The following is a 12,792-nucleotide window of genomic DNA, read 5'->3' as shown; positions in this document are numbered from 1 at the left end:
CGACCCGCGGATAAAACTCTCGCACTGTGGGCCGCAGACCACTAACGTGTATCCGTGCATCGGTTGACCCGACTTTTCCTCGCTCTGGCTTTCATCGTGCTTCCGCTCGCGGCACTCTCCACGGCATCCCCCGCCTACGCCGACGAGAGCGCATGCGCCGGAAGCTACTACGACCAATCCGGGTTCGAGTTCTTCACCCCTGAACTGCGGTACGTGCCACCGCCGCTGCGCGTCGCAGCGTGGGATTGCGCGGTGAGGGACGCCGACCGTCCCTTCGGTCTCGACACCGGCTCCGCCGTCGAGTACACGCTCGTCTACGCCGATGTCGACTTCGACGTCGTCGTGCGGATCGCGCGCGCCTTCGAGGAACAGGGCTGGTTGACGAACTTCGCCGCGATCACCTCGATCGACACGGGTGAGGGGATGCAGAACAGCGTCCTGTATTCGGCGGACCAGCTTGCCGCGCTCGATTCACCACCGCTCTTCGCCGGTGGTCGGTTCGGCAACGCGGCGACGAACCACGACATCATCAGCCTCAGCTACGCCGACGGGGACGCCTACACGACCAACGGCGGCGCGTTCACGACCCCCAGCCTCGTCATCGATGTGGCGCTCACGGAGGCCTTCGCCGGCGACGGCATCGCCGACCCGAGCGTGCTCAGCGGCCTCAAGTCGATCGGCGATGTCGCAGTGACCCCGGCGGGAGCCGCGGCCGTCGGAGGAACCGCCGTCGTCCTGACTCTCGTGATCGGGTATCCGGGTTCGCTCCTGAACTCGGTCATCGGTCCGCGATACGACCAGTTCGTCGAGCGGATGCGCAAACGACGGGCCGCGCGCCGGTCGAAATCGGCGGGCGCCGGAGGCACCGGATCCGCGGTTCCGGACCAGGCGGGCACACCCGCCAGGAGCCGACTGTTCGGCTGGCTGTTCGTACCCGGCCTCCTGATCGCGTCCGTCATCAGTGGATTCGTCGACCCGTCGTTCGGGCTGAATGCGATGTCGGCGAGATTGCTCGTGACGGCTTTCCTCTCGCTCCTCGTGTTCAACGTCGCCGCCTGGTTCCTCGTGCGAGTGATCATGCGCAGACGACACCCGGATGCCGTGGCCACGGTCAAGTTCCGCTGGGGGTCGCTCATCCTGGTCACGGTAGCCGTGCTGATCGCGCGCCTGCTCGAATTCCATCCCGGAATCATCTTCGGGCTCGTCGCCGGCCTCGTCTTCGCCACGACCATGTCCAAAGCGAAGAACGCGATGGTGGTCATCCTCGGCACGGGGTTCGGACTCGCCGTCGCGCTCCTCGCCTGGGTCGGGTTCAGCGTGGTCGCGCCGATCGCGGCGGGAGCTCCGGGGAACCTGCTGCTCGTGTCGGCATCCGAATTCTTCAGCGCGGTCACGATCGAGGGGATCGCGAGCCTGCCCCTCGCGCTGCTGCCTCTCCTGGCGCTCGACGGCCACAAGCTGTTCGACTACAACAAGTGGCTGTGGCTGCTCTGCTACGTGATCGGGCTGCTCGCGTTCATGCTCGTCCTGCTCACGATTCCGAACTCGTGGGGCGAGATCGACGGGGACTTCGTGCGCTGGATCGTGCTCTTCTGCGTATTCGGGGTCGTCGCGGTGGCGGTGTGGGCCATCCACACCGTGTTCGAGCGGCGCAAGGCCGCCGCTACAGCGCAGCGTGTGCCCGGCTGAGCTCCACGTAGTGGTCGGCGTTCGCGCGGATGCCGGCGAGCTCGTCGTCCGTGAGCTCACGACGGACCTTGGCCGGCACGCCCGCGACGAGAGAGCGGGGCGGGACGACGGCGCCCTCGAGGACGACGGCGCCGCCCGCGATGAGTGATCCGGCGCCGATCACCGCGCCGTTCATGACCGTCGCGTGCATGCCCACGAGGCAGTCGTCCTCGATCGTGCAGCCGTGCACGACCGCGCCGTGGCCGACGCTCACTCCGGTGCCGATCGTCGTCGGAATGCCGGTGTCGCAGTGCACGACGACGTTGTCCTGCAGGTTGCTGCGGGCGCCGAGGGAGATCGCATCGGTATCGCCGCGCAGCACCGCGCCGTAGAACACGCTCGACTCCGGGCCGAGCGTGACCTGGCCGACGAGCGTGGCGTTGGGTGCGACCCAGGCCGCGGGGTCGACATCCGGCGTGTGTCCGCCGAACGTGCGGATGAGAGCTGTCGTCATGCCTCCACGTTAGGCGGGTTCGGCCCTTCCCGCATCGGTGTGCCGCCGCCGACAGGCGTTGCGACTAAGGGCGCAGCCGGCTCGCCACCTCGACGAGGACGTCGTCGCTGCCCGCGTAGACGCCCTCGGCGCGCGGCCAGTGGGTGACGACATCCGTGAAGCCGAGCTCAGCGGCCCGACCGATGGCATCCTCCCAGGCGTCGACGCTCGCGAGCGCATAGCCGTGGGAGTCGAGGCTCAGGTAGCGGTCGAGGGTGCCGGCGTCCCTGCCGCGCGCGGCGAGCGCGTCGTCGAGGCGTCGTGAGAGGTTCGAGACCGACGCCCACCACGCGTCGAGGTTGTCCGATTCCCGCCCGAGGGTGACCCAGCCGTCCGCCAGCTCGGCAACGAACCGAAGACCTTTCGGTCCATCGGCGGCGACGACGAAAGGCATGCGCGGATGCTGTGCGGGCGTGCCCACCATTCTCGCCTCGTGTGCGGTGAACCAGTCGCCCCTGAAGCTGATGCCACCGCTGCCGGGCTCCTCGAAGCGCAGGAGCGCGTCGAGGCCGCGCACGAACTCGATGAAGCGGTCGTGGCGTTCGCGGGCGGAGAGCTGCTCCTGCCCGAGCACGAACGCGTCGAAACCGGTGCCGCCAGAGCCGACCCCGAGCAGGAATCGGCCGCCGGAGACGTCGTCGAGAGTCGCGAGATCCTTCGCGAACGGAACGGGATGCCGGAAGTTCGGCGACGACACGAACGTTCCGAGCCGGATGGTCGAGGTGACGGCGGCCGCCGCCGTGAGCGTCGGGATCGTCGCACCCCACGGCTCACCGGCGAGGCTGCGCCACGAGAGGTGATCGTAGGTCCAGGCGTGGTCGAACCCGAGTTCCTCTGCCCGTTGCCACGTGGCGCGCGCATCGGCCCAGCGCTGTTGGGGGAGGATGACGATGCCGTGCCGCATGGGGGCAACTCTAGCTTCGACGGCCCGCGTGACCGCTCGCGCGATGGAGGAGAGGCCCGTCCTTCTCGATTAAGCTGGGGTGATCATGGCCACCTTCGGAAACCTCACCGACCGTCTGACCGACGCGTTCAAGAAGCTGCGCGGCAAGGGAAAGCTGACACCGGCGGATGTCGACGGCACAGTCCGCGAGATCCGGCGCGCGCTGCTCGACGCGGACGTCGCCCTCGACGTCGTGAAGGTCTTCACCGCGAGCGTCCGAGAACGCGCGCTGGGCGACGAGGTGAACAAGGCGCTCAACCCCGCCCAGCAGGTCGTGCAGATCGTCAACGACGAGCTCGTCACGATCCTCGGCGGCAAACAGCGTCGTCTCGAGTTCGCGAAGAATCCGCCGACCGTCATCATGCTCGCGGGGCTTCAGGGCGCAGGCAAGACCACGCTCGCCGGCAAGCTCGCGAAGTGGCTCGTGAGCGAGGGGCACACGCCGATCCTCGTCGCCGCCGACCTGCAGCGACCGAATGCCGTGACCCAGCTTCAGGTGGTGGGGGAGCAGGCCGGCGTCCCGGTGTGGGCGCCGGAGCCGGGGAACGGGATCGGCAACCCGGTCAAGGTCGCCAGGGACGGCGTGAAGGAGGCCCAGCGCCGCCAGTACGACACCGTCATCGTCGACACGGCCGGCCGTCTCGGCGTCGACGCAGAGCTCATGAAGCAGGCATCCGACATCCGCAAGGCCGTCGACCCGGACGAGGTGCTCTTCGTCATCGACGCGATGATCGGGCAGGATGCCGTCGCCACGGCGAAAGCGTTCCAGGACGGCGTCGACTTCACGGGCGTGGTGCTCACGAAACTCGACGGAGACGCACGCGGCGGTGCGGCGCTCTCCGTCGCGTCGGTCACCGGCCGGCCGATCATGTTCGCGAGCACGGGCGAGGGGCTCGGCGATTTCGAACCGTTCTACCCGGACCGGATGGCGAGCCGCATCCTCGATCTCGGCGACATCCTCACCCTCATCGAGCAGGCGCAGAAGACCTTCGACGAGGAGGAGGCGCGCAAGACCGCGGAGAAGTTCGCCACGGACAGCTTCACGCTCGAGGACTTCCTCTCCCAGATGCAGCAGCTCAAGAACATGGGCTCGATCAAGAACATGCTCGGGATGCTGCCCGGCGCCAAGGGCATGCGCCAGCAGCTGGACAACTTCGACGAGCGCGAGATCACCCGCACGGAGGCGATCATCCAGTCGATGACGCCCACCGAGCGCCGGCAGCCCAGGCTTCTCAACGGTTCACGGCGCCTGCGCATCGCGAAGGGTTCGGGGATGACGGTGACCGAGGTCAACGCCCTCGTGAACCGTTTCGAGCAGGCCGCGAAGATGATGAAGACCGTCGCGAAGGGCGGCGTTCCCCAGGTACCGGGCATGGGGCCGATACCCGGCGCGGGCTACGCGGGCGGCGCGAAGAAGCAGCCGAAGAAGAAGGGTTCCCGCTCCGGAAACCCGGCGAAGCGGGCGGCGGAGGACGCGGCGCTCGCGGCCGCGCCGAAGGCATCCGCCGCTGCGGGAGCAGGTTTCGGCTTCGGTGCCGGTGCGTCGGCCGGTGAGGGCGCGAAGGGCGCACCGAGCGAGGAAGAGCTCGCCGCCCTGCAGAAGTTCCTCGGCCGCTGACCCCTCCCGGGCGTGCCGGCCGCAGACCGGCCGCTGACGGGCGAATAGTGCGAAACGTTGGGTGGCGGCATCCGGATGCCTCTGGCACCGTGGGTGGCATGACACGATTCGCCGTGCCCTCCCGGACCCCGACGGCCCTGGCTTTCCCCGCGCTGGCCGTTCTGCTCCTACTGACCGGCTGCGCCGGGCAGCCCGGCGGCGGACCGAGCGGCCCGAACCCCGATGCCCCACCCATGATCGGCACCCCGGCCGATGGCGAGTCCGAGGCGATCGGCCTCGTGAACCTCTGGCGGGTCAGCGGCGCTGCGGGCGAGACCGACTCGACCTGGCTGCGCCTCGACGCGGGCGAATTCCAGCTCTGGCGAGACTGCGGGATGATCACGGGATCCTGGCGTGCGAGCGACACGCTCTTCATCGCGGCCCCGTTCGGCGGGATGGGCGACTGCGTCACCAACACCATGCCCACGGTCTTCTGGCTGGAGAGTGCGACCGGCTTCACGGTCTCGCCCGAAGGCTACGACCTCGTGGATGCGACGGGCACCACCGTCGCCTCGCTCTCGATCGACGGCGGCCCCGAGCCGATCCCGACCGCCGCCGAGTTCTACGCGCAGCCACCGGAGCTCACCGTCCAGGTTCGCGACTACTTCCATGCCGCGGCGACCCTGCCATCCGGCCTGAGCCCGGCGACGGATGCCGCCCTCGACGGCAAGTGGGTGCCGGTCGCCCACGCGGTCTCGACCGACCCACACGTCGTGTTCGCGTCGGACGGCACGTGGACGGGCTCCGACGGGTGCAACGGGGGCCAGGGGCGCTGGGCCGTCGGCCGTGACGGTGAATTCCTGGCGACATCCGGCCCGTCGACCCTCATTGCGTGCGAAGGAGCGCCCGTTCCGGCCTGGGTGGGCCAGGCGGCCACCGCCGGCATCGACGCCGACGGCCGGCTATTGCTCTTCGAAACCGCGGGCAACGAGGTCGGTCGTCTCGCGCGCGGCTAGCGGACCGGCGGCGCGGGGTTGCCGCCCGGGAGGATGAAGCCGGTCTCGTAGGCGAGGATGACCGCCTGCATCCGGTCCCGCACGCCGAGCTTCGCGAGCAGCCGCGCAACGTGCGTCTTCACGGTCGCGTCACTCAGGAACAGCTGGCCGGCGATCTCCGCATTGGACGAGCCGCGCGCCAGAAGTCCGAGAACCTCGCGCTCGCGGTCGCTGAGAGCGGACATGGCATCCGACGTCCTCCCCGGCGGCGGCTGGCCGATGAACCGCTCGATGAGCCGCCGGGTGATCGGGGGCGCGAGCAACGACTCGCCGCCGGCGACCACGCGCACCGCCGAGACGAGCTGGTCCCGCGGGGCATCCTTCAGGAGGAAGCCGCTCGCCCCGACGCGCAGGGCGTCGTACACGAACTCATCGAGGTCGAAGGTCGTGAGGATGAGCACGCGCGATGCCGATCCGCCGGCCACGATGCGTTCGGTCGCCCGGATGCCGTCGAGCACGGGCATCCGCACGTCCATGAGCACGACATCCGGATGCAGCTCCGCGACGAGCTGCACACCCTGGGCGCCGTTGGCCGCTTCCCCGACGACGTCGATGCCGGGCTCGAGATCGAGGATGAGACGGAATCCGGTGCGCACGAGTTCCTGGTCGTCGACGAGGAGAACGGTCGTCACGGTGTCCTCCCCTCGAACGGCAACCGGGCGACGAGCCGGAACCCGCCACCGGCGACCTCGCCCGCCTCGAGGCTTCCCCCCAGGAGGGTGATCCGCTCCCGGATGCCGAGCAGCCCGACGCCTGCGCTCGCGACTCTCCGCGCCGACTGACCCTGCGCGTTGGTGACCGCAAGCTCGAGGGTATCGTCTGTCACCTCCGCCGTCAGTGTCACCGGCACGGCGCCGGCGTGCCGTGCGACATTGGTGAGCGCTTCCTGGAGGATGCGGTACGCGGCGAGGTCGACGACGGGCGGCAGACTCCGCCCGCCCAGCTGCACGTGCGCGTCGACCGCGAGTCCGGCATCCCGTGCCGACGCGAGAAGGTCGTCGAGAGCGGCGAGCCCGGGCGCGGGGCGGGTCTCGCCGTCGTCCGCCCGCAGGAGCTGCAGCATGTCCCTGATCTCTCCGAGCGCCGAGCGCGCGGTCTCCCGGATGACCCGGAGCGGCTCCCTGGCGCGTGGCGGGTCGTGTTCGAGCGCCGCATCCGCGGCATCCGCCTGGACGGCGATGACGCTCAGGCTGTGCGCGACGATGTCGTGAAGTTCCCGAGCGATGCGTACTCGCTCATCGGACACCGCGAGAAGGGCGAGGTCCCGCTCATGCTGCTCGGCCCTCGTCACTCGTCCGCGCCACAGTCGGCTCGCCCGCCCGAGGAGCCAGACCCCACCGAACAACAGGATGATGAAGAGGTAGTCCTGACCCTCGGTGACCTTCTCCTCGATCAGGATCGTCGCGACCATGACGACGCCGACGACGGCCGCCATCCCCTCGGTGTAGTTGGCGGCCACGGAGTACATGGCGATGACGAAGACCACGAGGGACCACAGCGATCCGGCCGGCTGCGCGAGCAGGAGCTGGGCGACATCCGCTGCGAGCACGATCGCGACCGTCAGGACCGGCACCCTGGTGCGCCAGGCGAGGGCGATGGTCGTCGCGACGGCGACCGGAAGGGTGACGATGAGAGGGCCCTCGTCCGGGTTGCCGGTCAACACGCTCACGACGGCGACGAGGCAGAGTGCCGCGGAGAGAAGGAGGTCCCCCCGCGGAAACCCGAAGAGCCGCCCGCGCAGCCAGGGCGCGACTCGACCCAACATTTCCCCACTCTATTGCGGCGCTCGCCGGGCGTCGTCACCCATTCGGATGAATGACGGCATCCGGATGGGCGACGCCGCGCGGGCAGGATTCCACCGCGCAGCCCGCCCGGTTAGCCCATCCCGACGACGCGGGCGGGCTCGTCCCGGAGCGAGGCTGTGAGCGTCATCACACGAAGGGCATCATCCGATGCCACGAGAGAAGGGCAAGGCCAATGACAGCAACGACAGAATCGGCAGCGATCACCACGACGGCAGAACGGGTGTGGCGTGTGGCCGGAATCGTCGGCATGGCGCTCGGGATGCTGAGCCTCATCGCCGCGACCGTCATCCAGTGGTTCGTGCAGCCGAGCGACCCGGCAGGGACACCCATCGACATCACCGGGGAGAACCCCGGCCTGTGGCTTCTCGTCGGGCTCCTCGCCGTACTCGGCCCGCTCGCCTGGGTCGCCGGGATCGTCTCGACGACGATGCTCGTCCGCACGAAGGGCTGGACGCTCACGACGATCGGCGGTTACCTCACGGCGGCCGGACTCGTGGGCGGCGTCGGCCACCTCGCCATCTTCTTCGGGCTCATCGCCGACGCAGCCGGCGCCGGACTCGACGGCGACACGGGGAGGGCCATCCTGCAGGCCGATGATGCGAGCATCCTCTCGAACGTCCTGCTCTACGGGTTCCTCGTCGGCTTCTCGCTCGGCCCGATCCTGCTCACGATCGGCCTGCGGATGGCGAGACTCGTGCCGGTCTGGGTTCCCGTCGCCGCGATCGTCATGGTCGTGGCGAACTTCGTGGGAGGCATCCCTGCCGGCATCGTGCAGCTCGTGGCCGTCGTCGCGACCTTCGGTCCGATGGTGCTCCTGCTGGCACGGCGGCGGGGTGTCTCCGCCTAGGCTTGACGGATGACCACGAACCGCCCACTCCGCCTCGGCGTGCAGATCGCTCCCCAGCACGCCACCTATCGGTACATCAGGGACACGGTGTCGGCGTGCGAGGAACTCGGCGTCGACATCGTGTTCAACTGGGACCACTTCTTCCCGCTGGATGGCGAACCGGATGGGCTGCATTTCGAAGCCTGGACGATGCTCGCCGCCATCGCCGAGCAGACCACCGGGGTCGAGCTCGGCTGCCTCGTCAACTGCAACGCGTACCGCAATCCGAACCTGCAGGCGGACATGGCCAGAACGATCGACCACATCAGCTCGGTCTCGAACGGCGGGGTGGGCCGGTTCATCTTCGGCACCGGCTCCGGTTGGTTCGAGCGCGACTTCGACGAGTACGGTTACGAGTTCGGTACGAAGGGTTCGCGGCTCGACGCCCTCGCCCGCGACCTGCCGATCATCCGGGACCGCTGGACGAAGCTCAACCCTGCGCCCACCCGTGACATCCCGATCATGATCGGCGGCGGAGGGGAGAAGAAGACGTTGCGCATCGTCGCAGAGCACGCCGACATCTGGCACAGTTTCAGCGACGCGGAGACCCTCGAACGCAAGCTCGGCATCCTGGCGGCGCACGGGGAGGATGTCGGACGCGACACGTCCGAGATCGAGCTCTCGACCGAGATCCGCCAGCGCACCCACGACGAGGCGGACGAGCTCGTGGGCCTCGGCGTCACGATGTTCACTCTCGGTCTGCGCGGCCCGGAGTTCGACCTCGAGAAGGTGCGGGACTGGATCGCCTGGCGCGACCAGCACCGCAGTGCACGGCAGGCGGTATCCGCCTAGCCCTGGCCGGCGTCCGGATGTCGTCGGTCTCGCGTAACGTGAGGACGTGAACGCACCTGCCCGCACCACCGTGATGACCCCCTGGGTCGTCGTCGCCATCGTCGTCACCGTGATCGCCTGGGCGAGTGCCTTCGTCGTCATCCGCGGTGTCGGATCGCACCTCGGCGGAGGGGAACTCGCACTCGGCCGCCTGCTCGTCGGGACTGTGCTGCTGTCGCTCCTGCTCATCGGCCGCCCGTGGATTCGCCCGACCGGGCGGGAGTGGCTCCTGATCGTCGTGTACGGCGTCGCCTGGTTCGGCGCCTACAACGTCACACTCAACATCGCCGAGCACACGCTCGATGCGGGGACCACGTCGATGATCGTCAACATCGGGCCGATCCTCATCGCGCTCGGAGCCGGCATCTTCCTCGGTGAGGGCATACCGAAGTGGCTCGCCATCGGGGCGGGCATCGCGTTCGGCGGGGTCGTCCTCATCGGCGTCGGGTCCGGGATGGCCGGACTCGGGAACGGAATCGGCATCCTCTGGGCGCTCATCGCCGCCGTCGCCTACACGATCGGGGTGCTGTGCCAGAAGCGCCTCATGCGCCGGATCCCTTCGACCCAGGTGACCTGGCTCGGATGCGCGCTCGGCGCGCTCGTCTGCCTGCCGTTCGCCGGCAGCCTCGTCGTGCAGCTCCAGGCGGCACCCGTGAGCGTTCTTCTCGGTGTGCTCTACCTCGGTGCCGTTCCGACATCCCTCGCGTTCACGACGTGGGGCTACGCGCTGTCGAAGCTGCCGGCGGGGCAGCTCGGGGTGACCACGTATGTCGTACCGGCGATCGTCGTCGTGCTCGGCTTCGCTGCCTTCGGTGAGATCCCCACCGTGCTCGCGATCGTCGGCGGCGTGATCTGCCTCATCGGTGTCGCGGTGTCGAGGCGGCGTTCGCAGCGAGATCGCGACCCGTCGGATGGCCTGCTCACTCCTGAGACGCCGCTGGTTCCCGCAGCGCCGCAAAATCTGTCACAATAGACAGTCGAGTCCCGGCCCGCCCGACCCTCTATCGGCTGCCGCGGAGTCCATCACTGCTTTCGCCGCGTGTGCCCCTACGCGCACGGCCGTTCGCGACCAATACAAGAAATCTACGGAGAATTGTGGCTGTAAAGATTCGTTTGAAGCGCATGGGCAAGATCCGCGCGCCGTTCTACCGCATCGTCGTCGCCGACTCGCGCACCAAGCGCGACGGTCGCGTCATCGAGGAGATCGGCAAGTACCACCCGACCGAGGAGCCCTCGGTCATCGAGATCAAGTCCGACCGCGCGCTGTACTGGCTCGGCGTCGGGGCGCAGCCGACCGAGCAGGTCATGGCACTGCTGAAGCTCACCGGCGACTGGGGCACCTTCAAGGGCGAGAAGGGTGCGAAGAGCACCGTCAAGTCCGCTGAGGCGAAGGCGGAATTCCAGGCCGACGAGAAGAAGAAGCCTGTGCTCAAGCCGAAGTCCGAGACTCCCGCCAAGGCGGAGAAGACGGAGAAGGCTGAGAAGTCGGAGAAGTCGGAGAAGTCGGCCACAGCCGACGAGGCTACCGCCACCGCTGACGCTGACGCGCCGTCCGAGGACGCTCCTGCCGAGGCATCCGCCGTCGCCGAGGTGACCGCAGCCGAGGAGCCCGCAGCCGAAGCGCCCGCTGCCGAGGCGCCCGCAGCCGAAGCACCCGCAGCCGACGCCGCGCCCGCCGAGGACGCTCCTGCCGTGGCGGAGACTGCAGAGGCAGACGCGGCTGACGCCGACGCCACAGACAAGGCCTGATCGTGCTCGCTGCCGCTCTCGAACACCTGGTCAAGGGGATCGTCGACCACCCGGATGATGTGCAGGTCGTCGCAAAGAGCTCCCAGCGGGGCGACGTGCTCGAAGTCCGCGTGAACCCCGAGGATCTCGGCAGGGTGATCGGTCGTGCCGGACGCACCGCGAAAGCGCTGCGCACCCTGGTGACCGCGCTCGCGGACGGCCGCAAGGTTCGGGTCGACGTGGTGGACACCGATTTCTAGCGAACCCCGTTCCGAGAACACCCGGCTTCGGGTGGGTCGACTCACCAAGGCGCACGGCCTCAAGGGAGCGATCAAGATCGAGTTGTACACGGATGACCCGGAACGACGTTTCGTTCCGGGCGCCGTGTTCTTCCTGCAGGTGCCGGAGTCCTCGCCGTGGTTCGGCAAGACGCTCGAACTCGTGGAACTCAAGTGGTACAACCTGCATCCGGTGGCGTTCTTCAAGGACGTGAACGACCGGACTGTGGCCGAGAGCCTCATCAAGGGCATCCTGCTCGTCGATCACGACCCCGCAGAGGCCCCCGCTGAGGACGACGCCTGGTACGACCACCAGCTCATCGGTCTCGCCGTCATCCGCGACGGTGTGAAGGTGGGCACCGTCAGCCGACTCGATCACCTGCCGGCACAGGATCTCCTGCACGTGGAGACGGATGCCGGTGATGTCATGGTCCCGTTCGTCAAGGCGATCGTGCCCTCGGTCGACCTCGCGGCGGGAACCATCACGGTGACACCGCCCGCCGGCCTCTTCGAAGCGCTCCCGGAGGACACCGACGAGGACGACACCTAGCCGGTCAGACGACCGTCGCGCGCCTCCAGCGCCTCCAGCGCCTCCAGCGCGTCCCGACAGTCCCGTATCAGCGCGTTCTGGTCCACGGCCCCCGGTGAGAACGATGCACGCGCCGCTCCACCATCCGCGGTCGCCAGCACGAAGGTCGTGAACCCCGGCCCGCCACCACCGTGACCGGCGTACCGGGCCTCCGGAAGCCCACTGGTCATGAGGCCGAGTGCGTAGCCTGGCTCCGGCAATGCGGTGCCAGGGGCGTCCACCGGCAGTGTCTCGAGCAGGGGGGCCGGGTCGAAGAGGCGTCCGGAGAGGATGCCTGCGAACAGCTCCTCCGTCGCGACCTGCGAGGCGGCGATCGTCCCGGTGAGAACCCATCCCGGGTGATACCAGGTCACATCCGACTCCGAGGCCACGCAGGCCCGCCAGTCATCCGGTTCGGCGAACGGCCCGACCTCGGTGATGCCGAGCGGCGCCAGGAGTGTCGCGCGGATGGTCTCGAAGAACGTCGCCCCGGTGATCTCTTCGAGGATGCTCCGGATGATCGCGTAACCGGCATTCGAGTAGTGGAAGGTGCCCGGGGCGGGCACGGCGGCGCGTGCGGCGCGATCCATCAACTCGTCGAACCGCCAGGGACTCGACTCCCTGATCGCGACCTGGTATTCGGGCCAGCCCCCGTAGTCGGGCAGGCCGGCGCGGTGCCGGAGGACGTCGCGGACGCGCGCCCGGCGAAACCGTTCGGGAACGGCGACGAAGTCGCCGACCGCGGCATCGAGGTCGATCGCCAGGGCGACCGCGGTGGCCGCGGCCAGTGACTTTCCGATGCTGTAGAGGGGAAACAGCTGCACGCTTCTGAGCGTAGAGGGTGCCACCGGCTCGTCGTCACCGCATCAGGGCTTCTCGC

The 12,792-nt window shown here is 68.7% G+C and carries 13 protein-coding genes and 1 pseudogene; 9 read left to right on the top strand and 5 right to left on the bottom strand.

From position 1 onward, the window contains the following. Positions 1-63: 63 nt before the first annotated feature. Positions 64-1,689: a hypothetical protein gene (locus BKA04_RS03745; protein ID WP_134542229.1), complete on the top strand. Its 1,626-nt coding sequence runs from the start codon at positions 64-66 to the stop codon at positions 1,687-1,689. Here BKA04_RS03745 and BKA04_RS03740 read toward each other — a convergent pair. Together BKA04_RS03740 and BKA04_RS03735 are read right to left on the bottom strand one after the other, a co-directional pair. Further along, entirely contained in the window at positions 1,664-2,182 is a 519-nt protein-coding gene (locus BKA04_RS03740; RefSeq protein WP_104095208.1) for a gamma carbonic anhydrase family protein, read from the bottom strand. The two genes, BKA04_RS03745 and BKA04_RS03740, sit on opposite strands and share 26 nt — an antisense overlap. A gap of 64 nt (positions 2,183-2,246) precedes the next feature. Next, the gene (locus BKA04_RS03735; RefSeq protein ID WP_104095207.1) at positions 2,247-3,125 is read right to left on the bottom strand and encodes an LLM class flavin-dependent oxidoreductase; all 879 of its coding nucleotides are present in this window, start codon (positions 3,123-3,125) and stop codon (positions 2,247-2,249) included. 85 nt (positions 3,126-3,210) lie between these two features. Here BKA04_RS03735 and ffh point away from each other — a divergent pair, with 85 nt between their 5' ends. After that, positions 3,211-4,782, top strand: coding sequence for a signal recognition particle protein (gene ffh / locus BKA04_RS03730; RefSeq protein WP_104096613.1), 1,572 nt, complete (start codon positions 3,211-3,213; stop codon positions 4,780-4,782). A gap of 47 nt (positions 4,783-4,829) precedes the next feature. Beyond that, the gene (locus tag BKA04_RS12230; protein WP_134542228.1) at positions 4,830-5,777 is read left to right on the top strand and encodes an META domain-containing protein; all 948 of its coding nucleotides are present in this window, start codon (positions 4,830-4,832) and stop codon (positions 5,775-5,777) included. Here the strand turns inward: BKA04_RS12230 and BKA04_RS03720 are convergent. Beyond that, the gene (locus BKA04_RS03720) at positions 5,774-6,448 is read right to left on the bottom strand and encodes a response regulator (RefSeq protein WP_104095205.1); all 675 of its coding nucleotides are present in this window, start codon (positions 6,446-6,448) and stop codon (positions 5,774-5,776) included. The two genes, BKA04_RS12230 and BKA04_RS03720, sit on opposite strands and share 4 nt — an antisense overlap. Continuing rightward, positions 6,445-7,581, bottom strand: coding sequence for a sensor histidine kinase (locus tag BKA04_RS03715; protein ID WP_104095204.1), 1,137 nt, complete (start codon positions 7,579-7,581; stop codon positions 6,445-6,447). Before BKA04_RS03715 ends, BKA04_RS03720 begins: the two co-directional genes overlap by 4 nt. 212 nt (positions 7,582-7,793) lie before the next feature. On the opposite strand from BKA04_RS03715, the gene BKA04_RS03710 reads away from it, so the two are divergent. From BKA04_RS03710 to rimM, 6 genes and pseudogenes are all read left to right on the top strand, one after another. Beyond that, a complete protein-coding gene (locus BKA04_RS03710; RefSeq protein WP_104095203.1) occupies positions 7,794-8,468 on the top strand; it encodes a hypothetical protein in 675 nt (224 codons plus the stop codon). A 9-nt stretch (positions 8,469-8,477) separates the two neighbouring features. Next, the gene (locus tag BKA04_RS03705; RefSeq protein WP_104095202.1) at positions 8,478-9,299 is read left to right on the top strand and encodes an LLM class F420-dependent oxidoreductase; all 822 of its coding nucleotides are present in this window, start codon (positions 8,478-8,480) and stop codon (positions 9,297-9,299) included. 46 nt (positions 9,300-9,345) lie between these two features. Continuing rightward, positions 9,346-10,311: a DMT family transporter gene (locus tag BKA04_RS03700; RefSeq protein WP_232841950.1), complete on the top strand. Its 966-nt coding sequence runs from the start codon at positions 9,346-9,348 to the stop codon at positions 10,309-10,311. Positions 10,312-10,433: 122 nt separating this feature from the next. Next, positions 10,434-10,844, top strand: a pseudogene (gene rpsP, locus BKA04_RS03695) (30S ribosomal protein S16); the annotation flags it as partial. A 245-nt stretch (positions 10,845-11,089) separates the two neighbouring features. Further along, complete coding sequence (locus BKA04_RS03690; RefSeq protein WP_104095200.1) at positions 11,090-11,326, top strand: RNA-binding protein; 237 nt, start codon at positions 11,090-11,092, stop codon at positions 11,324-11,326. A gap of 31 nt (positions 11,327-11,357) precedes the next feature. Next, positions 11,358-11,894 carry a ribosome maturation factor RimM gene (gene rimM / locus BKA04_RS03685; protein ID WP_104095199.1) on the top strand — a complete coding sequence of 179 codons (537 nt, stop codon included), beginning with the start codon at positions 11,358-11,360 and terminating at the stop codon, positions 11,892-11,894. Here the strand turns inward: rimM and BKA04_RS03680 are convergent. Then, on the bottom strand, positions 11,891-12,736 hold the full coding sequence (locus tag BKA04_RS03680) for a serine hydrolase (RefSeq protein WP_167309653.1): 846 nt from the start codon (positions 12,734-12,736) through the stop codon (positions 11,891-11,893). The two genes, rimM and BKA04_RS03680, sit on opposite strands and share 4 nt — an antisense overlap. Positions 12,737-12,792: the final 56 nt, after the last annotated feature.

Origin of the sequence: Terrimesophilobacter mesophilus (assembly GCF_014200375.1) — a bacterium.
Lineage (GTDB): Bacteria > Actinomycetota > Actinomycetes > Actinomycetales > Microbacteriaceae > Terrimesophilobacter > Terrimesophilobacter mesophilus.
Note: the sequence above shows the minus strand (reverse complement) of the source record. Positions and strands in the feature narration are given on the sequence as shown.